General features: G+C 37.7%; 27 protein-coding genes, 3 pseudogenes and 1 riboswitch. Of the genes and pseudogenes, 3 read left to right on the top strand and 27 right to left on the bottom strand.

Translation table 11 applies throughout. The annotated features are described in order from the left end of the window. Positions 1-222, bottom strand: a pseudogene (locus ADI86_RS04190) (ISL3 family transposase); the annotation flags it as partial. A 1-nt stretch (position 223) separates the two neighbouring features. Beyond that, complete coding sequence (locus tag ADI86_RS04185; protein ID WP_049531920.1) at positions 224-439, bottom strand: hypothetical protein; 216 nt, start codon at positions 437-439, stop codon at positions 224-226. 365 nt (positions 440-804) lie between these two features. Here ADI86_RS04185 and ADI86_RS12555 point away from each other — a divergent pair. Then, positions 805-1,182 (top strand): annotated as a pseudogene (locus ADI86_RS12555) (hypothetical protein). A gap of 460 nt (positions 1,183-1,642) precedes the next feature. On the opposite strand, the gene ADI86_RS04180 reads toward ADI86_RS12555, so the two are convergent. The 4 genes from ADI86_RS04180 to ADI86_RS04160 form a co-directional block, all read right to left on the bottom strand. Next, a complete protein-coding gene (locus ADI86_RS04180) occupies positions 1,643-1,837 on the bottom strand; it encodes a hypothetical protein (RefSeq protein ID WP_000469564.1) in 195 nt (64 codons plus the stop codon). Continuing rightward, on the bottom strand, positions 1,818-2,150 hold the full coding sequence (locus ADI86_RS04175) for a hypothetical protein (protein WP_049531919.1): 333 nt from the start codon (positions 2,148-2,150) through the stop codon (positions 1,818-1,820). Before ADI86_RS04175 ends, ADI86_RS04180 begins: the two co-directional genes overlap by 20 nt. Before the next feature lie 359 nt (positions 2,151-2,509). Further along, the gene (locus ADI86_RS04165; protein WP_049531917.1) at positions 2,510-3,349 is read right to left on the bottom strand and encodes a phage replisome organizer N-terminal domain-containing protein; all 840 of its coding nucleotides are present in this window, start codon (positions 3,347-3,349) and stop codon (positions 2,510-2,512) included. A gap of 8 nt (positions 3,350-3,357) precedes the next feature. Beyond that, positions 3,358-3,639 carry a DNA-binding protein gene (locus ADI86_RS04160; protein ID WP_049531916.1) on the bottom strand — a complete coding sequence of 94 codons (282 nt, stop codon included), beginning with the start codon at positions 3,637-3,639 and terminating at the stop codon, positions 3,358-3,360. 147 nt (positions 3,640-3,786) lie between these two features. Here ADI86_RS04160 and ADI86_RS04155 point away from each other — a divergent pair, with 147 nt between their 5' ends. Together ADI86_RS04155 and ADI86_RS04150 are read left to right on the top strand one after the other, a co-directional pair. Then, positions 3,787-4,305 (top strand): helix-turn-helix domain-containing protein, encoded by a 519-nt coding sequence (locus ADI86_RS04155; RefSeq protein ID WP_049531915.1) that lies wholly within the window; start codon positions 3,787-3,789, stop codon positions 4,303-4,305. A 51-nt stretch (positions 4,306-4,356) separates the two neighbouring features. Continuing rightward, positions 4,357-5,511, top strand: a complete 1,155-nt coding sequence (locus ADI86_RS04150; protein ID WP_049531914.1) for a tyrosine-type recombinase/integrase — start codon at positions 4,357-4,359, stop codon at positions 5,509-5,511. A gap of 132 nt (positions 5,512-5,643) precedes the next feature. On the opposite strand, the gene rpsI is transcribed toward ADI86_RS04150, so the two are convergent. From rpsI to ADI86_RS04055, 21 genes and pseudogenes are all read right to left on the bottom strand, one after another. Further along, positions 5,644-6,036, bottom strand: coding sequence for a 30S ribosomal protein S9 (rpsI, locus tag ADI86_RS04145; RefSeq protein ID WP_000075973.1), 393 nt, complete (start codon positions 6,034-6,036; stop codon positions 5,644-5,646). 18 nt (positions 6,037-6,054) lie between these two features. Beyond that, on the bottom strand, positions 6,055-6,501 hold the full coding sequence (gene rplM, locus ADI86_RS04140) for a 50S ribosomal protein L13 (protein ID WP_001044624.1): 447 nt from the start codon (positions 6,499-6,501) through the stop codon (positions 6,055-6,057). Positions 6,502-6,716: 215 nt separating this feature from the next. Continuing rightward, positions 6,717-7,916, bottom strand: a complete 1,200-nt coding sequence (locus ADI86_RS04135; protein ID WP_049531913.1) for an ABC transporter permease — start codon at positions 7,914-7,916, stop codon at positions 6,717-6,719. Further along, on the bottom strand, positions 7,913-8,806 hold the full coding sequence (locus ADI86_RS04130) for an ABC transporter ATP-binding protein (RefSeq protein WP_049531912.1): 894 nt from the start codon (positions 8,804-8,806) through the stop codon (positions 7,913-7,915). The genes ADI86_RS04135 and ADI86_RS04130 overlap by 4 nt, the downstream gene beginning before the upstream one ends. A gap of 238 nt (positions 8,807-9,044) precedes the next feature. Then, on the bottom strand, positions 9,045-11,450 hold the full coding sequence (gene pheT, locus ADI86_RS04125) for a phenylalanine--tRNA ligase subunit beta (RefSeq protein WP_049531911.1): 2,406 nt from the start codon (positions 11,448-11,450) through the stop codon (positions 9,045-9,047). Between the two features lie 76 nt (positions 11,451-11,526). Next, positions 11,527-12,036, bottom strand: a complete 510-nt coding sequence (locus ADI86_RS04120; RefSeq protein WP_049531910.1) for a GNAT family N-acetyltransferase — start codon at positions 12,034-12,036, stop codon at positions 11,527-11,529. Then, positions 12,036-13,082: a phenylalanine--tRNA ligase subunit alpha gene (gene pheS, locus ADI86_RS04115; protein ID WP_049531922.1), complete on the bottom strand. Its 1,047-nt coding sequence runs from the start codon at positions 13,080-13,082 to the stop codon at positions 12,036-12,038. The genes ADI86_RS04120 and pheS overlap by 1 nt, the downstream gene beginning before the upstream one ends. A 270-nt stretch (positions 13,083-13,352) precedes the next feature. After that, positions 13,353-13,832: a GNAT family N-acetyltransferase gene (locus ADI86_RS04110; protein WP_049531909.1), complete on the bottom strand. Its 480-nt coding sequence runs from the start codon at positions 13,830-13,832 to the stop codon at positions 13,353-13,355. After that, positions 13,807-14,226 (bottom strand): chromosome partitioning protein ParB, encoded by a 420-nt coding sequence (locus ADI86_RS04105; RefSeq protein WP_049531908.1) that lies wholly within the window; start codon positions 14,224-14,226, stop codon positions 13,807-13,809. Before ADI86_RS04105 ends, ADI86_RS04110 begins: the two co-directional genes overlap by 26 nt. Before the next feature lie 27 nt (positions 14,227-14,253). Next, a pseudogene (locus ADI86_RS11650) lies at positions 14,254-14,331 on the bottom strand (phosphatase PAP2 family protein); the annotation flags it as partial. 30 nt (positions 14,332-14,361) lie between these two features. After that, positions 14,362-15,582, bottom strand: a complete 1,221-nt coding sequence (locus ADI86_RS04100) for an MFS transporter (RefSeq protein ID WP_049531907.1) — start codon at positions 15,580-15,582, stop codon at positions 14,362-14,364. After that, complete coding sequence (locus ADI86_RS10725) at positions 15,579-18,095, bottom strand: lanthionine synthetase LanC family protein (RefSeq protein ID WP_000382763.1); 2,517 nt, start codon at positions 18,093-18,095, stop codon at positions 15,579-15,581. The genes ADI86_RS04100 and ADI86_RS10725 overlap by 4 nt, the downstream gene beginning before the upstream one ends. A 562-nt stretch (positions 18,096-18,657) precedes the next feature. Then, positions 18,658-18,795, bottom strand: a complete 138-nt coding sequence (locus ADI86_RS11880; protein WP_160313022.1) for a hypothetical protein — start codon at positions 18,793-18,795, stop codon at positions 18,658-18,660. A 128-nt stretch (positions 18,796-18,923) separates the two neighbouring features. Next, a complete protein-coding gene (locus tag ADI86_RS04090; RefSeq protein WP_080983169.1) occupies positions 18,924-19,796 on the bottom strand; it encodes a helix-turn-helix domain-containing protein in 873 nt (290 codons plus the stop codon). A gap of 112 nt (positions 19,797-19,908) precedes the next feature. Further along, positions 19,909-20,559 (bottom strand): phosphatase PAP2 family protein, encoded by a 651-nt coding sequence (locus ADI86_RS04085; RefSeq protein WP_049531906.1) that lies wholly within the window; start codon positions 20,557-20,559, stop codon positions 19,909-19,911. Beyond that, complete coding sequence (locus tag ADI86_RS04080; protein WP_049531905.1) at positions 20,549-21,112, bottom strand: ECF transporter S component; 564 nt, start codon at positions 21,110-21,112, stop codon at positions 20,549-20,551. The genes ADI86_RS04085 and ADI86_RS04080 overlap by 11 nt, the downstream gene beginning before the upstream one ends. Positions 21,113-21,266: 154 nt before the next feature. Next, positions 21,267-21,501, bottom strand: a riboswitch (FMN riboswitch). Positions 21,502-21,554: 53 nt separating this feature from the next. Continuing rightward, positions 21,555-22,058: a tRNA (cytidine(34)-2'-O)-methyltransferase gene (locus ADI86_RS04075; RefSeq protein WP_049531904.1), complete on the bottom strand. Its 504-nt coding sequence runs from the start codon at positions 22,056-22,058 to the stop codon at positions 21,555-21,557. Positions 22,059-22,250: 192 nt separating this feature from the next. Next, a complete protein-coding gene (locus ADI86_RS04070; protein WP_049531903.1) occupies positions 22,251-23,081 on the bottom strand; it encodes an energy-coupling factor transporter transmembrane component T family protein in 831 nt (276 codons plus the stop codon). Continuing rightward, positions 23,066-24,748 (bottom strand): ABC transporter ATP-binding protein, encoded by a 1,683-nt coding sequence (locus ADI86_RS04065; protein WP_049531902.1) that lies wholly within the window; start codon positions 24,746-24,748, stop codon positions 23,066-23,068. Before ADI86_RS04065 ends, ADI86_RS04070 begins: the two co-directional genes overlap by 16 nt. Positions 24,749-24,916: 168 nt before the next feature. Continuing rightward, the gene (locus tag ADI86_RS04060) at positions 24,917-25,462 is read right to left on the bottom strand and encodes an ECF-type riboflavin transporter substrate-binding protein (RefSeq protein ID WP_042901648.1); all 546 of its coding nucleotides are present in this window, start codon (positions 25,460-25,462) and stop codon (positions 24,917-24,919) included. 15 nt (positions 25,463-25,477) lie between these two features. Continuing rightward, positions 25,478-26,326, bottom strand: a complete 849-nt coding sequence (locus tag ADI86_RS04055) for an SAM hydrolase/SAM-dependent halogenase family protein (RefSeq protein ID WP_045605043.1) — start codon at positions 26,324-26,326, stop codon at positions 25,478-25,480. Positions 26,327-26,478: the final 152 nt, after the last annotated feature.

The raw sequence follows: 26,478 nt of genomic DNA, 5'->3' as shown, positions 1-26,478 counted from the left end.
TTGAAGGGCGTTGACGATTTTCTCTTTGTCCTTTAGAAAGGTTTTAAAGACAGTCTGAAAAAGAGGATGAATCTGCTTTAGATTGTCCTCAATGAGTCCGAAAAATTTTTCTGGTTCCTTATTCTGAAAGTGAAAAAGTAAGAGCTGATAGAGATGATAGTGGTGTTTCAAGTCTTCTGAATAGCTCAAAAGCTTGTCTAGAATTTCTTTATTGCCTAAATTGTCAAATTAAGTTAGACTTTTCAAGTAACTCAGAAAAACTTGGTAGGGTGATTGAAATAGTTCTATATAGTAATTCATAGACTACCCTCTGTTCAACTATTCCCCATTCATCTGTAACAAAAAAATATTTCTCATGATGTCGCCAAATATGTTGTACATAACCTTTTATTTCCTCAAACTTACTAACTTCTTCCCAGCCTAGTTTACTATATTCCATGTATGTTCTCTGATCTTTTCACTAATATCTTACATTACACCTTCAGGAATATCTCCTGTTGATCATTGTAACTATCTAGTTGACTGTTATACCAAACCTTGGAATTCTGTCAATATCTTCTTTTCCCTATTTTGATTTATTTCTCAGCTATATGGTATATTAGGATACTTTGAATTCACCTTAAACAAAAAAATGCACAAGTTAATTACAACCTGCACATCTTTTTAATTTTATATTTAAAAGAGACTATAAATCAACTTTCCGAAAAATAATGATTTTCCCGAAAGAAAGAGATCAACCTAAAAAATTACTTTCTTACTTATGTAATGTTTCTTTAATATAATATAGAAATAAAAAGTATGTAAATGAAAAGATTTATCACATTACTTTTAGTGTCTCTATCTACAATTTTATTAATTGCATGTTCTAACCAATCAAGCAATTCTTTAGATGGCGAATACCGTTGAATAAACGAGAGTAGAAATGAAGTTGCCTTTACCATTTCAGGTAACAAAGGAAATAGCAACAAAGGAGAGGCCGACACCTTTACAATTGATAAAGACAGTGCAACAATCGAACCGACTGGCTCTAATATCATAAACCGAAAAGAGAATTATACCTTCAAGGATGACGTATTCACTGTAGATATTTCAGGAACAAAGCAGGAGTATTACAAAAAGGATAGTGAAGAAATACAGCGACAAGTAAAACCCTCAAACTATTTGATATTCTTTATACAATAAAAACGCTTTTGTACTGACCCCAAAAGTTAGATTTTTTCTGTCTAACTTTTGGGGGTCAGTACACACCCGCATAGCGGGTATTTTTTTGTCTCGTACCTAGCAGAGTGAGACAGGCTAATAGTCACATAATAAAAAATTTACTTAAAGTCAGATTTTAAATACTGTAGAATAGTTCTTTCTAAAACTTACTCCCAAATTTTTTTGCTCGTATAATTCATCAGGGGTTTGGGGATTCCCCAAAATTCAAATCATCCCAAAAAGTACATACACTTTGTGTATACAAATTTTGGGATGATTTTGGGAGTGTGTGTATACAGACTCTGAGCTCGCAAAGTCATATTATGAGAAATCTTTCCTTCTCGATAAAATAATTCCAAAAATCGATTTGACTGTCATTTGTGTGTACAAATATTTTAAGAAGATATATAAAAAACGCTGCAAAATTTTTAACAGCGTTTCCTTATTTTAAAATTCTCATATGTCTTTCTTTTTTATGGTTAGCATCGTAGTATTCCAGCATCGCATGATACAAACGAGCCTTCGTTTTATCTTGTTGTTTAATCCCATGAAGAAATAATTCTGCTCGCTTTAATTTCAATATGTATTCGCATATCTGATCAAAATCCTTATCCATATTACTTTTGAAAATAAACATCTTTTTCCTCCATCACATCAACTATTTTTTGCATCAAAATAGACATATCCATTTTGTTTTCATAGCTTATTCTCCCAACTACAGTTGCAAGACGGGCTATAGAATTGATATTCTTTCCTACCTGTTCCAACTCTTCTGTCAAAGGAACTAACGCTTCAAAAGAGACTTTGTGAATGTTCAAATCTGTTCGGATTAATTTTTTTCTAGCAAACTCAGAAAAATTATGAATATTTTCCTTCCTCATACAATCATTTAATTTTTTATTTTCTTCTTCTGTCAAAAATACCTGTTTCAACACCGATTTTATTCTCATAATCTTATCACCTCGTTTTCTTATTTAGTCGTTTCACAAGTTCTTTCACTTGTTTGCTTGTCTTCTTTTCATATCCTATCATCAGCTCAACACAGCAGTGAAATATCCTTACATTATCGAAATCTTCACTTTGTTCCGCTATTCTTTCTAACTGACGTAAGTTATTGATAATTCTTCTAACTTGAAATATAAAGTCATGATAAGATTCAAAATCAAATTGAAGATAAATAGGCGAACTCTTAAACAACATTTTCCTAGCATAAGAGGAAAAATTTAGATGGTTTGTCATTTCAATCAAGTTATTCACTATTTCATTCTGCTCTTCAGTGATATAACATTTCTTTAGAACAGTCCTATATCTACTCATTTATCATATACTTCTTTCGGGCATTTTCATGGGCAATAGCTTTGCACTCCAGCATACGTTCCTGCTTTAAATTCTCCATAGACTTAAATAAATACGCTAACGGAGAAGTCGCATCCTCAGGAATCCGTTCAATCATGCTAATAACTTCATCACTAGTTACATATCCACTAGCTAAATACTCTCCTATCTTCATCTTCTGAGCATGTGTTAAAGTGTAATTGTTAGGATACAAAAATCTATCATTGTACTTATAAGAAATGGATTCTAACAAAGAATAATATTTAGGCAGAATATAAGTTTCAGGCTTTCTAGAACTATTATCCAGTATATTCTCAATCTCTTTCTTATTCTTACTCTTGTTCTTAATCTCTTGCGTTACATTCTCATTTTCATCCGTTACTGTAACGTTACAGTCTAAAACAAGTTGTGGCTCGCCTGTAATTAGTGCTTTCTGTTTTTGTCTATGACGAGCAACACGTTCCCTAGTTTGTTTCCTAATCTTTTCTAGGCCATCTATATTCTGATGTTTCTCCCATTTTGGAATGGTAATAGCGCCATCTATGATTTCTATCATGCCAAATTCTTCAAACATGCTAAGAGCTAATTTTACAGATGTCGCTTTTCGTCTAAACACTGTTGAAAGCATCTCTTCTGTGTAATATACCTTGTTTCCTAGACTCAGTATGCCACTATTATTTTGCTTTCCTGCAAGTACCAGAATTTTGAACCATATTACAATAAGTGTATCTCCTTCTGGCATCGATTCTATCAACTGAATTTTTTCATCATCAAATATATCTGTTGTTATCTTGATCCACTGAACACCATTCATACGAGTACCTATCTTTCATATTGCTTCAACCATCTTGTTACTGCTCTTTTATCGTATAAAGTCACTCCATCAATCACCATGGTTGGCATTCCTTCTTTCGTCCATTTTTGGATTGTAGTCGTAGATACATCTAACCACCTAGATAGACCTGACATACGAACCATGGGTTTATAAAGTTCTTTATCTTCAAATACTCTTGCCACAGCATTTGAAATCATCTCATCATAATGAGCACGTAATTGATTCTCTAATTCTTTAGGAAGCTGGACAACTAAAGTAGTTTCCGACATAAATTCACACCTCATTTCTAAATTAAATAAGCTCCGAAACTATTTAATTTGTTATTCATTTCGAATTATATATCCTTTTTGAATTTTTGTCAAGCTTTTTTATTCAAAAAGAATAAAATGTGTTATAATGATAAAAAGGAGGTTCTTATGACCAATCATATTACTAAACTGATAGAAAATAGCGGAAAAAAATTGACAGAAATTAGCGAAGCTACAAATATAGCCTATCCTACACTTTCTGGATACAATCAAGGAATCCGCAAACCTAAAAAAAATAATGCTGAAAAATTAGCAAAATACTTTAATGTTTCCGTCGCTTACATTATGGGGCTTGATAGCAACCCACACGCTCCATCAAATCTTAAAATTGTTACAGACAGTTTCAAAACATCTAAAATTGGTTCTGTGACACCTTTTAAAAGCGATATGGAGAAGTTAAAGAAAAGTATCGAATTTGGCGAAAGGGCATTAACACTACCACTTGATGATAGTTTTTCAGATGAATTTCGTCATATATTCTCAGAATACCTAGCTGAGAAAAACAAACGTTTTATGTCTGAGTTTATAGACTATATGAATCACCAAAATAAAGATTCTAAAGTTTGGCAGAGCTGGATTAAAACAGACGAATACGCTATTCGCCAAGAAGATAGAAAAATTAGATAGACACTCATTTCTCAATTACATAAGCTCCGAAAACTTAGATACGGAGAAAAAATGTCTATACACAAATACAAAACAAAAAAAGGAATCCTATACTATGTCAGCTTTTACATTGGCTTAGATGCTTATGGAAAGAAAAAAAGGCACTTAAAGAGAGGATTCAAAACCAAAAAAGAGGCAAAATTGTACGAAGCTCGTTTAGAAGCTGGTGTCGTCGCCCCCACAGTAAATACCGACAAAACTAACCCCAAAGTCACTTATAAAGAACTGTATCAAGAATGGTTTAAGGCCTATGTTGGTACCGTTGAAGAAACAACTTCTTCCCAAACAAAGAATATCTATCGAATACATATTCTACCAATATTTGGCGATAAATTTATTGACCAAGTCAGTCCTTTAGATTGTCAAAATTTTATCACACAAAAATCTCAGACTTTCAAAAATATCAAACAGATAAAATCCTATACCTCAAAAATTTTTGATTTTGCAATCAACATGAACTACATTGATCGAAATCCAATGAAGAATGTTATCATGCCTAAAATCAAAAAAACTAGATCAGATAATTTTTGGTCTCTGGAGGAATTACATCATTTCCTTGATATAGTGAAAGAAACTGAGCCATTTAAACATTTTGCTTTATTTAGACTGCTTGCATTTAGTGGACTACGAAAAGAGGAGTTATACGCTTTAAAATGGGCTGATATTAACTTTGACAGCAATCTATTGAACATAGATAAAAGTCTAGGAAGAATTGACGGTAAAGCGATTGAAAAGAGCACAAAGAATGAATCTTCAGTTCGTACAATCTATCTTGATGATGAGACAATCGATATTATTAAGCAATGGAGAAATTTCTATCTGAAAGAACAATCTCAGTTTCCTCTTACAAAGCTGAATATTAGTAACGAATATATGTTCTATTACATATCAAGTAATGACAAAATTGAACCTTTGCATGCTGATTACATTAATAACGTACTGAATCGAATTATTAAAAAGCATAAATTAAAACCAATTAGCCCACATGGGTTTAGACATACACATGCAACACTTATGTCTGAAATTGGAATCGATCCTTCTAATACATCAAAACGTCTCGGTCATGCAAGCAGTCAGATGACATTAGATGTCTATACTCACACCACAAAAACTGGTGAGAAAAACTCTATTGACAAATTTGCAGATTATCTCAATAAAGCAAAATAGAATTATGATTTTTAAAATTTTGAAGAGGTTATCAGAAGGTTATCACAAAGCTAATCGAGCTCAAAAATTGACAAAAAAGCACTTTGCAAAACCTTTGCAAAGTGCTTTGAAACGTTGATATAATCGTATTGATTAACGTTTTGAGAACTGGCTAGCTTTACGAGCTTTCTTAAGACCTGGTTTCTTACGTTCAACTTTACGTGAGTCACGTGTAAGAAGTCCTGCGCGTTTCAATGAATCGCGGAAGTCTGGGTCTACTTGAAGAAGGGCACGAGCGATACCGTGACGGATAGCTCCTGATTGACCAGCGTATCCACCACCTACAACGTTAACGAAAACGTCGTATGAACCTACAGTTGAAGTAACTGCGAATGGTTGGTTGATAACAAGACGAAGGTCAGCGTGTGGGATGTACTCTTCAACATCTTTTTTGTTAACAGTGATTTTACCAGTTCCTGGAACAAGGCGAACGCGTGCAACAGCGTTTTTACGACGTCCAGTACCTGCATATTGTGCTTGTGACATACTTTATTGTTCCTTTCCTTAGATAAGTCCTGAAATATCAAGAACTTCTGGTTGTTGTGCAGCGTGAGTGTGTTCAGCTCCAACAAATACTTTCAACTTCATACCTTGAGCGCGTCCAAGTGTATTGTGTGGAAGCATACCTTTAACTGATTTCTCGATCAAACGTACTGCGTTTTTAGAACGAAGTTCACCTGCAGAGATTTGTTTCAATCCACCTGGGTGGTTTGAGTGAGTGTAGTAGATTTTATCAGTTGCTTTTTTACCAGTCAATTTAACTTTTTCAGCATTGATAACAATCACAAAGTCACCTGTATCAGTGTGTGGTGTAAATGTTGGTTTGTTTTTTCCGCGAAGTACGCTAGCAACTACTGCAGAAAGACGTCCAAGTGGTACATCAGTTGCGTCAACTACGTACCATTTACGTTCAACTTGGCCTGGTTTAGCCATAAATGTTGTTTTGTTCATGATTTCTCCTATATATAGTTCGATTTTTGTTTACGGTGATGGGTGTTCCTTCCCATCGAAAAGTATTTGGAAGGTTCCGGGGCCTTTCAAATGGGGTAAACAATACCGCCTACTATCATACCAAATTTCACCCCTAAAAGTCAATAGATATGAAAAATATTTTTCTGAATTCCACTCTTTTTTTCTCTAGAAAACCTCGCTTTCGCGAGGCTCTTCTATTTATAAGATAAGGCACGTTTGAAGCTTTTCCATAGACCTAAATCATCTGTCTGCAAAACGAGACTAGCATACATACGTCCAATAAAGACTGTTGCCGTTACTGCAAAAGCAATCGTGATTGCAAGAGAAACCCAAGCTTCTAGACCATTTGCATAGCCATTAATAGCTCTAAATGGCATGAAGAAAGTCGAAATAAAGGGAATATAAGAACCAATTTTCAAAATCAAATTGTCTCCCGTAGATCCTAGGGCAGTAACCCCCACAAAACCTACCATAATCACAATCATCAAAGGTGACAAGGCTTTTCCTGCATCCTCAGGACGAGAAACCATAGAACCTAGGAAGGCTGCCAAAACTACGTACATAAAGAGACTGACCAAAATAAAGAGCAAGGTATTCAGAGAGAAAGCATCTCCCAAATGGTCCAAAATACCAAACTGGGCTAATAATGGCAAATCTTTAAAGAGCAGAATGGCAGCAAGGCCACCCATGACATAGATGCCGATATGAGTCAAAATCACAAGTAACAAGGCAAGCATACGAGCATAGAAATAATGGCTAGCTCGAATGCTGGAGAAGACCACCTCCATGATTTTAGTCCCTTTCTCGCTAGCTACTTCCTGGGCAGTGACACTAGCATAAGTAATTAAAATCATATAGAGAAAGGCTCCAACCGCTGTAGCCGCAATTGTTTGAATCATTTTTTTATTTTCCTTGGATTCATCAATTTTCTCCGTAAAGTTAACTGTTTGTCCCAAGCGTTTTTCCTGTTCTTGCGACAAATTGGCTGCCGAACGATTGAGTTGGCCTTGAAGCTCATTTAACTTGCTCGTTACTCCTAGCTTAATAGCACTCTCAAGAGAAGTTTCACCGTGATAAACCGCCTTCAAGACACTATCCTCTTGGTCAATGGTCAGATAACCTTTTAATTTTTCATCCTTTATAGCAGCTTGAACACTTGCTTCATCCTTGTAGTCAAAATTGAGCCCATTGGTAGATTTGAGACCTTCTGTCACAGCTGGAACAGTGCTAATCACTGCTATCTTGCCACTCTGAGCCATTGAAGAGCCTTGGAGATAGCCAATTCCTCCAGATAGACCAATAAACAAGAATGGTGAAATCACCATAAAGAAGAAACTCCATGACTTGATGTGTCGAAGATAGGTTTCCTTCATTACAACCCACATATTTCTCATACTTCCACCCCTGATTCTAGTTTAAAGATTTCATCGATTGTTGGCGCTTGCTGGTCAAAGGTTGCGATATATTGCCCTTGAGTCAAGATTGGGAAGAGTTCCCTTCCAGCGCTCTCGTCATCTAAAATCAATTTCCAACTGCCTTGTTTGGTCAAGCTCACCTGTTTGACATGAGGAAGATTTTCCAATTCTTCCTTGCTTCGTTCACTTGAAACAAAGAGACGCGTTTTTCCGTATTGATTACGGACATCCTGAACCGGCCCATGCAAGACCACACGGCCATCTCGAATCATCAGAATATCGTCACAAAGTTCCTCGACGTTGGTCATGACATGGTCAGAAAAGATAATAGTTGCTCCACGCTCTTTTTCTTGAAAAATGACTTGTTTGAGCATTTCTGTATTGACTGGGTCCAATCCACTAAAAGGTTCATCCAAGATAATCAAGTCTGGCTCATGAATCAAAGTAATAATGAGCTGAATCTTCTGCTGATTTCCTTTTGACAGACTCTTGATTTTATCAGTCAGCTTTCCTTTTACTTCCAACCTCTTCATCCATTGGGGGAGCTTTTCCTTGACCTCCTTGGCATCCATGCCTTTTAGAGTCGCCAAATAGCGAACTTGTTCAAGAACTGTCAATTTAGGCATCAGACTGCGTTCTTCAGGTAGATAACCAATTCGAGCATAGGTCTCCTGACGAATATCTTGACCATCCAGACTGATTTCTCCCTGATATTCTAAAAACTTCAAAATACTATGGAAAATCGTTGTCTTCCCAGCACCGTTTTTTCCGACTAGTCCCAAAATACGACCTGGTCGCGCTTGAAAGTTAATACCAAACAAAACTTGCTTGGAACCGAAACTTTTCTCTAGACTTCTTACTTCTAGCATCTTTCACCTCCGAAATTTCTTACACTTATTATACCCCTTTTTGATAACCTTTACAATGATTTCTGTCCATTTTTAAAAGACTAATGCTATGTAAAATATGACCTGGAGCACTTTTAGTGATAAATCCATTATACAGTGGCAAACTCCAATTTATCTTCTCTGCTCCTCAACTGTCCATTTTTGATCCTGAATTGTTATTTGAAAAGAAAAAATCCACCCCGAAGGATGGATTGATACTTTAACGCACTTCTGCGTTCACTTTTTCTTCAAGCGATGTTTGGATTTTTTCCATGTAGCGTGCGACTTCTTCGTCCGTCAAGCTATCTTCTGGATTTTGGAAGGTTAAGCTATAAGCCATTGACTTCATACCAAGTCCTAGTTTTTCGCCTGAGAAGACGTCAAAGAGTTTGATATCTGTCAAACGTTTCACGCCTGCAGCTTGGATAGCATCTACAACTTCTTGATGAGTCACTTCTGCCTTGAGGAGAAGGGCAACGTCACGGCTGACTGCTGGGAATTTCGTGATTTCCACAAATGGAGCTGCTGGCTGGAGCGCAGCTTCGATGACTGAAAGGTTGAGCTCAGCCACATAAGTTTCTGGGATATCATAAGCCTTAGCAGTGACTGGATGCACTTGGCCAAGGAAACCAAGAACTTGGTCACCGAGTGAGATTACGGCTGTACGACCTGGATGAAGGCTAGCGATTTCAGATGTTGCTGTATAAGTTACTTGGAGTCCCAAACGAGCAAAGAGGGATTCAAGGATTCCCTTAGCATAGAAGAAATCAACTGGAACCGCTGCTGTTTGGAAATCTTTTTCAGCAACCAAGCCTGTCAAGGCAAAGGCAAAGCTGTTAATCTCATTTGGAAGTTCTTCTTTTGGATTGCCTGTTTGTTCAAAGACTTTTCCAATTTCATAAAGAGCCAAGTTTTTATTCTTACGAGCCACGTTGTAGGCCACTGTATCAAGGATACCTGATATCATATTTTGACGGAGGACAGAACGGTCCACTGTCATTGGCCACATGAGTTCCGTAAGGTTACTTGGTTGAGCTGTGAACTCAACTGCTTTTTCAGGAGTTGTCAGAGCGTAGGTGATGATTTCTGTCAAACCTGCTCCTTCAGCGACCGTACGAACTTGACGGCGAAGTTTTTGTGTCGTAGTCAATTCACCAGCTGTACCATCGTCTTTTGGAAGACTAGTTGGCAAGCGGTCATAACCATAGATACGAGCGATTTCTTCAAAAAGGTCTGCCTCGATAGTGATATCCCAGCGACGACGTGGGACGCTGACTGTAAAGCTATCTGCATTGCCAGAAAGACCAAAACCAAGACGACGGAAGACGTCTTCTACATCAGCATAAGAAAGTTCTGTACCAAGGACACGGTTAACATCTGCAAGAGTTGAAGAAACTTCCATATCAGAAGTATCAAGTTCGCCCGCTGAAACGATGCCCTTACGCACCGTCGCACCTGCAAGTTCTGCAATCATGCTAGCAGCCGCATCAAGAGCTTCATTGACTGTAGCCACATTGATGCCTTTTTCAAAGCGAGAAGATGATTCTGAACGAAGATTGAGGCGACCGCTGGTCTTACGAATTGATTTGCCATTGAAAACAGCAGCTTCAAGAACCACACGACTAGATTTTTCAGAGATTTCTGTTGCTTGACCACCCATAACACCTGCAAGAGCTACTGGTTTGTCTGCGACAGTAATGACTAAGTCATTCACGTCCAAGTCACGTTCTTCACCGTCCAAGGTCACTAATTTTTCACCAGCACGCGCTTCACGCACACGGATGTCATTGCCTTCAAAAGTGTCCAAATCAAAGGCATGCATCGGTTGACCAAAGTAAAGCAAGATATAGTTGGTCACATCCACAACGTTATTGATGGGACGGATGCCTTCATTCATGAGAAGGTTTTGCAACCATTGTGGACTTGGTGCGATGGTCACATTGTCCAAGATACGAGCGGCATAGTAAGGCGCCTTGTCTGTGTCAATGCTGACAGAAAGAACATCTGCCGCATCTTCATTTGTTTCTGCTAGAGTAAATTCTTTAAAGTTGACTGCCTTGTCATAGATGGCTGCCACTTCGTGAGCCACCCCACGCATAGAAAGGGCATCCGCACGGTTGGGTGTGATAGAAAGTTCGATGATTTCATCATCCAAGTCTAGGTATGAGAAGACTTCCTCACCTGGAACGGCATTTTCTGGCAAGATTTGGATGCCATCTGCGAATTCCTTAGGCACAACTGAGTCAGAAATCCCCAATTCGCCAAGCGAACAGATCATCCCAAGTGACTCAAGACCGCGGATTTTCCCTTTTTTGATCTTGTAGTTGTCAGCGATGCGAGCTCCTGGAAGAGCCACCATAACCTTGATACCAGCACGCACATTTGGGGCACCACAAACGATTTGACGGGCTTCTTCTTCGCCAACGTTAACCTGACAAACATGGAGGTGAGTTTCTGGCACATCTTCGCAAGACAAGACCTCACCGACGATAATTTTCGAGAGACCGGCAGCAGGTGATTCGACACCTTCTACCTCGATCCCTGTAGTTGACATTTTTTCAGCCAACTCTTGTGATGGAACATCAATGTCCACCAATTCTTTTAACCATTTATAAGATACAAGCATAATTTAGTTCTCCAGAATGACAGTTGCCACTCTAGTTCTTTTCCTTTCCTATCATTTCAATAGAAGAATCATCTTCTTACCTTAATTTCTTTTTCAGTAACCAATCTGTATCTACTTTTTGACCAACCATAAAATGATGTTGGCTAAATTTTTCAAAACCATATCGATTATAAAACGCTTGAGCTTTTGTATTATGCTCCCAAACACCTAACCAAGCCCAAGAAAAACTATTTTTTGTAGCAAGTTCAAGAGCGAATTCAAACAGTTGCTTACCGAATCCAAATCCTTGGAATTTTTGTAGCACATAGAGTCGTTGAATTTCAAAAGCATCCTCTAATTCTCTCTCAGTCTGAGCACTTCCCCAGTTGACTTTGAGAAAACCAGCTATCTCCTCTTCATGCATAATGAAATAGGTTTCGGATTCTGGATTTTCCAACTCAGTAGACAAAACTCTCAGACTATAAGCCTCTTCAAAGTATTCCTGTAACTGCTCTTCCGTATTATCATGCGCAAATGTTTCACGAAAGGTTTGTTTGGCTATTTTAGCCAACACCTCAACATCTGCCATTTCTGCTTTTCTAATCATTATTTAAACTGTTCTGAGAAGCGGACATCTCCTTGGTAGAATCCACGGATATCGTTAATCCCGTAGCGGAGCATAGCTACACGCTCTTGTCCAAGACCAAAGGCAAATCCAGAGTAAACAGTCGCATCGATTCCACTCATCTCAAGGACACGTGGGTGAACCATACCGGCACCCATAATCTCAATCCAACCTGTTTTCTTACATACGTTACAGCCTTCTCCACCACACTTGAAGCAGGAAACATCCACCTCAACAGATGGCTCTGTGAATGGGAAATAGGATGGACGCAGACGGATCTGACGCTCTTCCCCAAACATTTTTTGCACAATCAACTGAAGCGTTCCTTGAAGGTCCGCCATAGAGATATTTTTCCCAACAACCAAGCCTTCAATTTGGTGGAATTGGTGACTGTGGGTCGCATCGTCTGTGTCACGACGAAACACACGCCCTGGTGAGATCATCTTCAAAGGACCTTTTGAAAAATCATGGGCATCCATGGCACGCGCTTGAACTGGAGACGTGTGTGTGCGGAGCAAGATTTCTTCTGTGATATAGAAAGTGTCCTGCATATCGCGAGCTGGATGGTCTTTTGGAAGATTCATACGCTCAAAGTTGTAGTAGTCTTTTTCAACTTCAAATCCATCCACGACTTGGTAACCCATCCCAATGAAAATATCTTCGATTTCTTCACTGGTTTGTGTGAGGACATGACGGTGACCCGTCGCAACTGGACGACCTGGAAGCGTCACATCGATGCTCTCACTAGCCAGTTGAGCCGCGACTTTCTTTTCTTCCAAGAGCTTAGCTGTTTCTTCAAAAGCAGCTGTCAAGACATCACGAGCTTCATTGACGTGTTTCCCAATGATTGGACGCATCTCAGCAGAAACATCTTTCATCCCTTTGAGGATTTCAGTGAGCGAACCCTTTTTACCAAGGACAGAAACACGCAAATCTTGCATCTCTTTTTCATTTTCAGCAGTAATCTGCTTCAAGCTAGCCAGCGTTTCTTCGCGAAGCGCTTTTAATTGTTCTTCAATAGTTGACATAATTCCTCCATCAGTCTCTCGTAGATAAAAAGAAAACCACATGCCAAAAACTCCACTCGGAGCGTTGACACGCGGTACCATCCGTTTTTATCTGACAAGTCAGACCTTTATTTCTGAATCCATAGGCAAGTGAATTCACCCAGCTTTCATATAGAGAGCTTTCAGTCACGGCTCCCCTCCCTGATATACTTCCCTTGAGTTACTAGTCTTGCGGATTTCTATTCAATTACTACTTAGTTTATCAGATTTTGAGTTAAAAAACAAGTTAGATTAGACTAATTTCAGTATAAAACTCATTCCTTTTTCTGTTGCTCCATTTCCCACAAATCCAAGCGACTTGAAACACCTCCTAGAAGCATGATTGTAGGTGTAGATTTCCTTGACTCTCAATTCTTTCCATCCTTTTACTCGAGCCAATTCAATCAAAGCACTTAGAATCTTTTTTCCAAGTCCTCGATGTTGGTAAGCGGGATTCCCAATCACAATGGGAAGATTATCCTGAGATAGTGTAACATCCCCAATTGGAAACCATTCTCCCTTCTCCTTGACTTCAATCCAAAAAAGCTCACCATGCTGATCCAAATAGGAATACATGGCTTCCAAAGTTTCTTGACTGTAAGGAAGCTTCACCCCATCTACGAGGTAAACCAAGTTCACATCCTGATACCAAGTAAAAGCTTTCTCACAATGATTGACCTTACAATAAGGAACGAGACGTAGTGAATTATCTATTTGTAAAATCTGTTTCATCAGCTTTCCTTTTCAATAAAAGAGCTACTGCTTGATTAAATCCATCACACCAGTTATACCATTTTGCTTCATACTCATCTTGAGCTAAGATATGATTTTTTAAATCCAGAACAGAGTGAATCTTTCTTTCCTCACAAGCCTGCGCATAGAGGTGATATAGTTCATCACCACCATCTCTATCCCACTCAGCATAAATCGTAGCTTGACCTGCCAATAAAGCCTGATAAGCCCTGTGATGCCCATCTGTAATCAACAAGCAATTTCCAAATGCAAGAATACTAATTGGATTAACATTGTTTAGTTCTACCGACTGATAAAGCATCTGAATATCTTGCAACTTCTTTTCTGATAAGTATAGTTGAGTCGGATGAAGATCTGCTATATTGACTTTCATTTCTTTCTCCTCAAAGGAATTCGATACTCACTTCTGCTTACCTTTAAATCGCCATTGGAAGCGGAGTTTGTCATAGAAGGGAAATTCGATAAACAGGACTCCCATCCACAAAAGAGACAATAGTTCATACTACTATTACTCTATTTTCATTGCTCTCACAATCGCTAAGGCAGTCAACACAAAAATAAAAAGTGGAATCACTGTGGTTTTTAGGTTTGTAGCACTCGCTAATGCAACGATGAGCATACTAAGAATTCCTGGTACAACAACATTAACCACTCCAAGCACTGACTGTATGGTTCCCATAACTTCCTCTGGAACCATCGAAAATACAAGGTTGAAAATCCGAGGTCCCATCATTCCTACAGCAACTGCGCATAAGAAGACAACTGCCAATAAAAGGAGGAACTGATTGGTCAACCAAGAAAAGAGAATACAGAGATGCATAATTTCTTCAAAGTAAGCAATCATTTTTATGGGAATATTTTTTAAGATACTTCCGCTCAGAAAACTTCCCACAATCGTTCCTGAAAAAATAACCACGGACAAGACTGCAATGGATTGCCCAGTGTCAAGGAAGATAAATGGATGATGGATCAACATCAAGGTCGTTAAAGGGGTAATAATACTTAAAATCACTTGGTTCATAGCTGCAATGAATATTAATTTGATGATTGCTGGAAAACTTGACAATATCTTCATTGAATGGAGGAAATGCTCTCCAAAAGATTTTGCGGTTAATCTTTTACCAACCTCCATCTGTCCCTCAATATCTCTCAAAGAAGTACGAATAAGCACCACACCCAACAGTGCAAAAAGAAAGGTCAAAGCATTCAAACCCACAAACATCTGAAGACTGATAACCCCAATCAAAACTCCACCTATAAGGTTGCTGAGAATATTAACTACACCAGCAGTTGCCTGTCTAAACCCCATAGCATCTGTCATATCATCTCCGATAATCCTCACATACAAAGGAGAAATCATAGCACCCGCAAAATAACTCATGGTATCTGATAAAAGATTGATTCCGCAAATAAGGAGAACCATCCCCATAGAGAAGTTCTTATCCGCTACAAACAGTGTCAATAGAGTATAAAGCAGAAACTTACTTGCCAATATAGCAATATATTTTGCGACACGATTTTTTTGAAAATCGGCAATAACACCTGTGAACAACTGAGAAATCTGTGGCAAAGTCTCCGAAACTGTTATACAAAGAACAGCTAATGAAGCAAATTTATATCCCGATACATACGAAATAAAGGAAATATAAAACAGCGTATCACCAAATGACGAAACCCATTGATTAATCAGCAACATTCGATAACTTTTATTAGTCAAAAAAGTATTCATTGAATCGCCTCCTTCTTCAGTTCAAAAGGAAATTGAAATTCTAACAGTGCCCAATATATTCCCAAAGTTCCAATACCAAAATCAAAATAATCGTAATTTCGATTCTCACTTTGAAAAACAAGAAGTTCATCATACTTTCTAAAAGACTTAGTAAGAAGCAACTGAACTATATCATTCTTATCTTTATCTCCAAATACATACGCATAAGTTTGTAACAGACTAGCAATGCCATGGCAATAACATGTTTCCATACTCAGGTGGTGGTTAAGAATCACCACTCTAGCCTCCGAAATTAACTTAGAGTATTTTAGAGGTTCGACCAAACAAAGATATAGAATCAACCCTGATAGTCCATCACACCAAGATAGCTCTAAATTATTATAACTATTTTTATTTTTCAAAATTTCTTGTGATAATATTTTTGCAATTTCTTCTGTAAAAATACTTATTATAGAATCAAATTTCTTACTATCAAATAAAATTTTATATTCATTCAAAACATATGCTATTCCTGCTTTTCCATGAGCAAAACTATAATCAAACAAGGAATTATATTGTGAAAAATCCTGACCGATTTCCTCTTGAAGTTCAGAAATTGCAGTATGGATAAATTCTTCAAGATAGGCGGTTCCTTCCAACTCATAATACCTCATAAGAGATAGCAAAACACCTGCTTTTCCTAAAACAAAATCCTGTTCGCTAATATCATTATAACCTAACAATATTTCACTTACTAGAGTAGTAGCTTTATTTTTATAAAAAATATCACCTGTTCTTTCAAACAATAATATTAAAGCCCATAAAAATCCTGACGCACCAAAATACAATGAATTTTGATACAGATAACTCTTGCTATCTCTTGTTATTTCTATCTTTTGAACCCATTGCTTAACTAACTTCAGTTCAGAAGACGATAAACATTGAGTAACAAATATTATATAACCAGACAGTCCGTGCTGAAAAGATATCGGGTTAACAAATTCTCCAAATTCATTTGAAGGTAAAAGACGACCTGTGCTATCAATATTTTGTGATAAAATAAAATGTGCTATTTTCTCAGATTCCTTTTTAAAATCATAACAACTAACATTAAAATCCACCTCTGACATATCAATATTCAAAATTTCAATTTCATTAATTTTCTTTATTATATTAGTAGATTCTTTCGCTTCACTTAAATTCAACAGATAAATCAACCAGTAATACACACTCTCTGATATATATTCCATATTTTTAGCGATTCGTAACGCTTGTTTTATTTTATCAATACAACTAATATCGTACAGATTGTCTCCCGGCGAAAAAGCTAATGTTCTACCAACCAAAATAGCAAAACTAGTCATGGCTACAGCAAAATAATCTTGATTAATCGAACTCTCAGATAGGTCATTATCTGGATTTACCATAAAAGGGGTTTTTACATATCGTCGTACATCTTTTATCAGAGATACATTCTCTAAATCTATTAAAAATATAGAACCATCTTCTCTATAAATAAAATTTGTAGGCGATAAGTCTACAATCTTATATCCTAAACTATGAATAGAATTAACAATTGATATTAAATTATCTATTAATTTTAATTTTGTTCTATAAGAAAACCTTTCTTCCCCAATTAAATCAAAATAACTATATCCTTCAATAAAACTTTGAACAACAAAATAGTCTCCATCAACTTCAAACTCATCTATAAAGTTTGCCGTATAAAGCTGAGAATCTAATATCTTCAACATATTAGCTTCATTTTTTATCTCAGCGATAGCAAAATGCTTCCCCTCAACATCGTTGCTGACAAAAGGACGCACTTGTTTCACAATAACTTTTTCCCCAGTATCTTTCTTTTTAGCTCTATATACATTCCCTCTGTTAGATTTTTTTAATATTATTTCAAATTTATAGTTATTTATTAAATGATTCTCAGGTATTCTCCCTATCTCTCCAAATAACTCCTGTTTCTCTTCTGGAGTAAAAAGATCCTCCTTCCAATCAGGTATCACAGGAAAATTTTTACGAACATCTTCTACCCAATTCCCCTCCTCGTTTTTCAACAAATAAATAATTTTGTGATTTTTTTCGTCATATTCTTGTATTTTTTTAAATGAACCAAATCTATAGTGCAGCGGTGAATGTTTTCCACATTGAAAATCAGACAATATTCTTGGAGAAAAATATATAGCAAGTTTCTCACGTAACGCTAATATTATTTCACGAGCTTGCTTATCATTTGCAGGATAAATTGTCATAAATTTATTGGCTATAGGTGACGTTTCTCGTGGAGAGTTAATCTTTTTTAAACTTTCAATATCCTTAACAACTTTAAATGAACATTCAATTTCGCGTAAAAAAGATGCTACTAGTGTAAAGATACTAACCGCATCTTTCATTTGTGAACTTATGTGAATTTTCCATCCCGAATCTGATAAATTCTTATTATAGCCAAAATAAACCCAGTCAGAAGAAACATACTTAACTTTAGAATCAAATTGTTGTATTGAATTCTCAAGAACATCCATTAATTACTCCTCGTATATAAAGAAAGAGAAGTAGACTAACCCACCTCTCCTATATAATTAAACTATCTTAAACTTTCGTAAATAATCTACAATTGATTAAATACATGAAAGCGCCTATTAAACTTGAACTTCTTAAAAATGAACTGTCAAACTATAAAGAATTATGAAATATTTTATATGCAGACATCAACATTTCAATAAGAAGAGGTTCTAAAAGCATTTAAGACTAACCGACTGTAACCGAGCATGTAAAGTCGCATAATCTTTCAACTTGCGTAGGAAGAGGTGCAACTGGTAACATCTCAAGATTTGACAATGTTTCCATGGTAATTCTCCTAATTTTATTTAGAATTCTTTTTCCGGAAAGGAAAATTCTATAAAGCCTTTATAAATATAGTTAAAGAGTTTTTTAGATAAATCTCACAAGCAAAACTTCAACATCCAGATAAATGAAGTCTCAATACACTAATACAACACTTAAGGACTAAATCCTCCATCAGAATCTGATTTATTTTTGAAAGTAAAACTCAATTCTGTTTATGAAGCGATATGTTGGATATCTTTAAAGTGAAATTCCATATGCTGGTCCTGGATCAACTCCTCTAGTTGTTACAGATAAAGAGCCACTTAACACATTAAATAGAAATAGAAGCAATAAAGCAATTAATATACATAGCTTGACAACTTGAAATCTTTTCATCTTCTAAACCTCCTTAACTATTGGCGATATTCTAACACATCAATTTTAGTTTGTCAATAACTTTTATGTAGATTTCTTATTTTTTTTGAAATATGAATTTAAGTTATCTAAAAATACAAATCTTTTTCTTAATCTTCACTTTCCAATAATTTTATTTCCTTCTCAATTTCCATCATCATTCTCTGGTTCTCTTCGTGCTTGTAAAGCTGATAAGATACTTGATAAAAACCTAGTATCCTATACTTTTCAGCAAATCCCACACTTATATTTCCCAATAAACAATACAAATCTGCTAATCGATAACTACTATTATATCTTTTACAAATAGCTATTGTTTCTGTAATCTCTTCTATAGCTTCAGATGTTCGTTCATTCAACCACAAATATCTACAATAGTTATATCGGAATTTAATCATCAATTCTAATTGTTCCAAATGATGAACAGATAATGACTGGATATTCTCTTTTAAAAGTTGATAGAGCTCCTGATATGTGTCTTCCTGCCCCATATCAAAATAAAAATTAGCCAAGGTATTTCCCAGCTGTAGATAGTAAAAATCAGATTTTTTCAGAGACAACAGTATCTTTTCCAATTTCGCAACTGCCTCTGTTTGATGATTCAGATAATGGAATTGAACTAATGTATCAATCCAGTCTAAATAAATCTGATCTTTAGCAGATAAACGAGCACGTTTAGATTTTTCTAGTTCATAGATGTAATGGAGAGATTCATATTCCCTCTCATCCAAAAACTTCTTAGATAGTTCTTTAAACTTATCAATATTTTCTAAGCTAGAAACCTCAGTCTCTTCAAAGAAATAATTCATGCTCACCTTCAATCGCTTAGATAGCTGAAAGAGTAATTCTGACCCGGGTGAGTATTTACCTTGCTCCATACGGCTAATCTGTCCTTGCTCACAAATCCCCTTAGCCAATTCCTTTTGAGATAATTTTAATTCCTTTCTCTTGTTTTTTAAGCGTGTCGCTAGTAACATGTCCACACTTTATTCCTCCTTGCTTTATTTATTAAAGTACATCAAGTTTCAAAAACACGTTTAAAATATATATTTTATATCCTTATCTTTGTATTTGTATAATTTTTTATCTTTTTCATCACTTCTGCTTGCCTTTAAATCGCCATTGGAAGCGGAGTTTGTCATAGAAGGGAAACTCGATAAACAGGACTCCCAAGCCTACACAGAGACTGGCAAGGACATCTGATGGATAGTGAACTCCCAGATAGACCCTTGAGACCAGCACACTGACTAGGTAGAGCCCAAGAATAATTTGCACAATTTTTCTCCAGACTGGATTTTTAATCCGTTGACTGAGAATGACAATCAGAGATCCGACCATCAAGGTTACAGCCAGAGAATGGCCGCTTGGAAAGGAAAATCCCTTCTCCTCAACCAAGTGTAAGATAGCTGGTCGTGGGCGCTGGTATACATTTTTAAAGGTCACAATTAAAAGACCTGCCAAAGCCAAATTCCCCAACATAAGTAGGCCTTCTATCTTCCATCGCTTACGATAAAAGACAAAAGCTGTAATGACAACCCAAGTGATAACCACTGGGATATCAATCAGGCGTGTGATGGATCGGAACAGAACTGTCAAATAATCTGGTAAGTCTCCTCGAATGGCAGACTGAATGGGTTGGTCAAAATTGACCAACATTTCAGGATAAAATTTGACCATATAGCCAAGAATAACGAAAAGTAAAAGGGCAAAACTGCCCTTCATTAAAAATGTTTGTTTATCTTTCATAATGTTTTAAGGTTGGTTTCAAGAGAACGTACAACAACCAGAATGAAATGGAAAAGATTACACCCTCAATCAAGTTAAAAGGTAATACCATGGTCATTAGGTAGTTGGAAAGTCCCAAAATTTTTCCAATATCAAAGTTAGCAAACTTAGCGTACAAAGGAACAGCGTAAACATAGTTGAGAACCAACATAGCCACGGTTAAACCAATAGTCCCAGCTAGAGAGCCTAGTAGGAAACGAAGAGTTGTCCGTTCCTTTTTCCAAATCAAAGCAAATACGATGACAAAAACTCCCAAAGCTACGATATTCATTGGCAAACCAATGTAAGTATTCACTCCCTGGCTATTAAGAAGCAGTTTCAAGAGTGAGCGAAGCAAGAGAATTCCTAGAGCAGCAGGCAAATCCATGACCACCAAACCCACAAGGACTGGCAAGATACTAAATTCAATCTTGAGGAAGGACGCCGCTGGTAAGAGCGGAAAGTCAAAGTACATCAGCACAAATGAGATGGCTGATAGAATCGCAATGGTCGAAAGTCGACGTGTGTTTGTCATAACAGGTTCCTCCAATTTTCTATAAAATCAGAAGAAGTTAGAAAGGATTCCTCTATCTATTCTCACTTTTTATATCCCAAAAGTTCCCTCTCACTCTATCAAAGCGAGCGGTTACAGTTTAGCTATAAATCTATCGGAACAGACAAAGCTATTCTTTCGTCTTCTCCCATCCAGACTATACTGTCGGTTGTGGAATCTCACCACATCAGCTTGCGCTCGCGGACTTCTTTAAAGAGAAGGAAATAGAGATTTTTCTTTTAGACTAGGCGACAAGCTGTAGGCATAACTTCTGGTTAGGCAAAGCTTGTCAACAAAGTATAAAAGGAAAAGATCATTTCCTAGTTAAAGTCACCGCCGGTCGGGAATCACACCCTGCCCTGAAGACTCTTTTATCATAACAAAAAACGCTTGCAAGCGCAAGCATTTTGTTCATTTTCATTTTTTATTTCAATTTATCCACTTCATAGGTATGAACGAGTTCAAGACCTGAAAAATTCTGCTGGCGAAGAGCCTCATAGACAATCATGCAGACGGTATTAGACACATTTAGACTGCGGACATGTTCATCATTCATGGGAATACGAAGAGCCTTCTCAGGATGTTCTCGCATAAAGTCCTCAGGCAAGCCCTTGTCTTCACGTCCAAAGAGAAAATAATGGTCTTCGTCAGTCGATAAATCTACGTCAGAATACACTTTTTCAGCAAATTTCGAAATTAAATAGAGTTTGCCCTTCATCTGAGACATGAAATCTTCTAAACTCTCATAGAAATAAATCTCTAGCTTATCCCAATAATCCAATCCAGCTCGCTTCATCTTACGGTCATCGATAGGAAAACCCATCGGCTTGATGATGTGGAGGGGAGAATTGGTCGCAGCACAAGTACGCGCAATATTGCCTGTATTTTGTGGAATCTGAGGTTCAAATAATACAATGTGATTTGTCATGACTTGCTTCCTTTCACCATTGCAAAAAAATAGCCACACTGCCCGGAGTCAAGCTCAGCAAACAGCGTGGTTAAGGCATCGTTAACTTACCTCACAACAGGTTTGAAGTAAATCAGCGAAACTACTTTCTTAGTATAACACTTTCAGAATCATTGTCAATAGAAACGACTTGATTTTTTCAATTTTTTCAGGCTATTTCCAAGGGTTGTAAAATCGTCCCTGATTCTGCAAGATAAGTAGTAAACTAGCTACTAAAAACACAGCTGCCAAGAGCAAGGTAAGATAATCTCCTTTTTTCAAGGCCTGATAACTATACCATGTGCGTTTTTTCTCTTTCCCAAAGCGTCGAAGTTCCATGGCGGTTGCGATGATATCAATGCGTTCTAGCGAGCTAAAAATCAAGGGCGTAATAATACGTAGATTGCCTTTGATTCGTTGCATAAGAGAAGCTTTCTTGGATAATTCCATCCCACGCGCCTCCTGAGACATCTTGATGGTAAAGAATTCTTCCTGCAAATCTGGAATATAGCGCAAGGTCAGGCTGACTGAATAGGCAATCTTGTAAGGCACACCAATTTGATTTAAACTAGAAGCAAACTGACTAGGATGAGTTGTCATCAAAAAGATAATAGCCAGAGGAATGGTGCAAAGGTACTTAATGGCCAAATTCAGCAGATAAAAGAGTTCTTGGCTGGTCAGAGTGTAGGCACCGATTCCCTGCCAAATCACACTTCTCTCTCCGTAAAGTCCAACCCCATATTCAGGAGAAAAGAGATAGACCATCAAGACGTTTAAAACGGCAAATACCGTCGCAAAAACGGCTACAAAGGAAACATCTTTAAAGCGTATTTCTGACAGATAGAGAAGAAAGACCGAAAAAATGGCAATCAGAACAAGCAGTCTGGTATCATAGCTAATCATAGCCGCCAATGACACGAGGATGAAAAAGAGGAGTTTACCAGCTCCTGACAAGCGATGAATCACAGTATCTCTATGCTGGTAACCGATTAATTTAGCTTGCATCCTTCTCTCCTTTCCTTGTAAAATGCCGTTAAAGCAAGTGGATCCACGTCGAGTTTCTTAGCTAAGTTAAAGATAGAGGTTTCTTTTAGATTGGCTTTTACTAACATCTCGGGATTACTCAATAGACTGGCTGGATCAGTATCGGCAATCAATTCTCCATCCACCATGACAAGGGCTCGGTCTGAATAATCCAGCATCAATTGCATATCATGGGTAATCATGACAATGGTATGCCCTTTTTGATGCAATTCTTCAAGAAAGTCCATAATCTCAGTATAGTTCTTCTGGTCTTGACCTGCTGTCGGTTCATCTAAGAGGATAATTTCAGCTCCCAAGACCAAAATCGATGCAATAGTCACACGTTTTTTCTGACCAAATGACAGGGCAGAAATGGGCCAATTACGGAATTCATAGAGACCACAGATTTTCAAGGTTTCATAGACTCTCGTTTCAATTTCCTGCTCGTCCACACCTCGCAAACGAAGTCCTAGAGCCACCTCATCAAAAATCATATTGGTTGAAATCATTTGATTGGGATTTTGCAGCACATAGCCTACTCGTTCTGCCCGCTCTGCAACAGAATCTCCTTTGATACCCTGACCTTCCCAAAGATAACGTCCTTCAGTCTGGATAAAGCTACTCAAGGCCTTGGCTAGAGTTGATTTCCCTGCTCCATTTTTTCCGACAATGGCAATTTTCTCACCCTTTTTAATATCTAAATGAATGGATTTTAAAATCGGTCTATCATCATAAGAAAAAGAAACATCCTCTAGTCTAAAGAGTGACTTCAATTCCGATCTCTCTTTTGCAAGTTCAGTCTGCAACTGAACCTGGCCTTTTGAGATAGACAAGTTATCCAGATTTGCTAATTGTTCTTCCTTGACTAAATCCACACCCAATTGACGGAGAGTAGTTAGATAAAGGGGTTCTCGAATTCCATTTTGTGTCAATAAATCAGTCGCCAGTAACTGGTCAGGACTCCCATTAAATAGGATACGACCATCGTTTATCAAGACAATCCGATCCACAGGTCGATGCAAAACATCCTCCAAACGGTGCTCGATAATAAGGGTCGTCGTTCCCTCCTCCTTATGAATCTGGTCAATCAATTCGATAATATCCTGACCTGACTTGGGATCCAGATTGGCAAGTGGCTCATCAAACAAGAGAATCGGACTCTCATCAATCAAAACACCAGCCAGACTGACTCGCTGCTTTTGTCCACCTGACAAATCCTGAGGACGCTGATTAAGTAAAGGGAGAAGGTCCAGCTTTTCAGCCCATTTATGAACGCGACTTTTCATCTCTTCTAGATCTGTCACATCATTTTCCAGTGCAAAAGCCAAATCCTCTGCCACGGATAAACCGATAAACTGCCCATCTGTATCCTGCAAAACTGTGCTGACCAGATGAGATTTATCATAGATGCTCATATCAAAGGCAGCTTGCCCCTTGATTAAAAATTCTCCAGATGTCTGACCCTTATAAATATTAGGAATAATCCCATTCAAACACTGACCCAAGGTAGACTTACCTGACCCAGATGGCCCAACAATTAAGACTTTCTCTCCTTTGTAAATGGTTAAGTCCACCCCTTGCAAGGTCGGTTCTTGTTGCGTTTCATACTGGAAAGAGAAATCCTTCCACTCAATTATAGCTTCTTTCATCTTACTCTCTTCATTCGCTTCTTAGGCTTCTATTTTATCATAAAACAAGGCCTTCTTGAAGTCTCTTCTCTTAAAATCTTAGCGCCAACAAGATTCCAACACTAGCTTACTTGCCTAACTAATCTATAAACATCAAAAAAGACTGGTTGTCCAGCCTTTTCCTTTATGTTAGTCCTTTTTCAAACTTCCTGAACGAGTCTGTGTACGTGAATAAGCTATCAAAAGAAGAGTCCCCGCAATAGCAATAGTCACAGCGTTAGCAATACCTGCAACAATCCCTTGGGCAAATACTTTTTCTGCCGCTTCTTGGTAGATCACGACATCTCCAAGTGGTGCCAAGACACCCCAAACAAGAGCATTTGCAACAATCTGAATGAGGTTAAAGAAGACAATATCCTTCAACTCAAAAACACCCTGTGTTACTCGAATGTATTTTCTAAAGAGTCCGACAGCTAGACCAAAGAGTCCACTAGCAATAATCCAAGTCCACCAAAGACCGTAGCCAGCAAGAGAGTCCTTCACCGCATGCCCAATTAAACCGACAAGTAGACCAACTAGAGGGCCAAAAATGATAGACAAGAGGCTCTGTACCGCATACTGAAGCTGGATGCTTGTATTTGGAACGGGTGTCGGAATGCTGATCATCCCGATAACAACAAAGAGCGCAGCTCCAACACCGATAGCAACAACTTGTTTAATTGATTGATTTTTCATCTATATTCTCCTATTTTATGATTCTATTTTCTTTATTTCAATGGTCCAAGATGAACCGACACCCACATTATAGGCCTTGGCAAAGGAACCTTGGTTGATAGCCAGACCTAAACGATAGAGAGAGTTAATGTAAAGGATGGGCTGCCCAATTCTCACATCTGCAAATGATTTGCCATAGACAACCTGATTTTGATAAACCAGCATATCAGCGTGATAGATAGTCACCTCAAAACGGTCACCGAATGCTGGTTCCAGCTTGTAAAATTCTTCCCGTGTGATAGAGGTCCAAAGCGAACCGAAACGCACATCCAGAATATCAATGGCTCCCTTCACCAGATGATCTTCTATGATAGTCTCTACGACTGGAAGCTCCACAATCTGATCCACACTTAGCTCTGGGCCCACTTCTTCAAAAGTAATGTGACCACTAGCTAGTTTAGCGCCAGTATAGGCATACACATCACGACCGTGGAAGGTATAAGAATGCTCTGTGTTTTGACGTCTATTGGCCACTTCAGAAATTTCACGAATGGCTACAATACCAACGTGTTTCTTGATAAAGGAAAGCGTCCCATTGTCTGGCGTGACAATGTATTGATTTTTTGCAGTCTTGGCAACCACACTCTTACGTTTTGATCCGACACCTGGATCGACAACCGATACAAACGTCGTTCCCTCAGGCCAGTAATCTACCGTCTGAAAGAGACGATAGCTCCCCTCAAAAATATTATAAGGCGTGATATCATGCGTCAAATGATGGATTTTTAAGGTTGGAGACTCTTCTAAAGCCACTCCAATCATAGCCGATACCGCACCATCTACCAGACCAAAGTCTGATTGTAGTACTAATAAATTATTATTCATTTTATCTCCTTATACTCTTCGAAAATCTCTTCAAACCACGTCAGCTTCGCCTTGCCGTATAGATGTTACTGACTTCGTCAGTTCTATCTACAACCTCAAAACAGTGTTTTGAGCAACCTGCGGCTAGCTTTCTAGTTTGCTCTTTGATTTTC

The sequence above is a fragment of the Streptococcus pseudopneumoniae genome (genome assembly GCF_001074975.1).
GTDB classification, from domain to species: domain Bacteria; phylum Bacillota; class Bacilli; order Lactobacillales; family Streptococcaceae; genus Streptococcus; species Streptococcus pseudopneumoniae_D.
The sequence above is the reverse complement of the archived record's forward strand: the minus strand, read 5'-3'. Positions and strand labels throughout refer to the sequence as shown.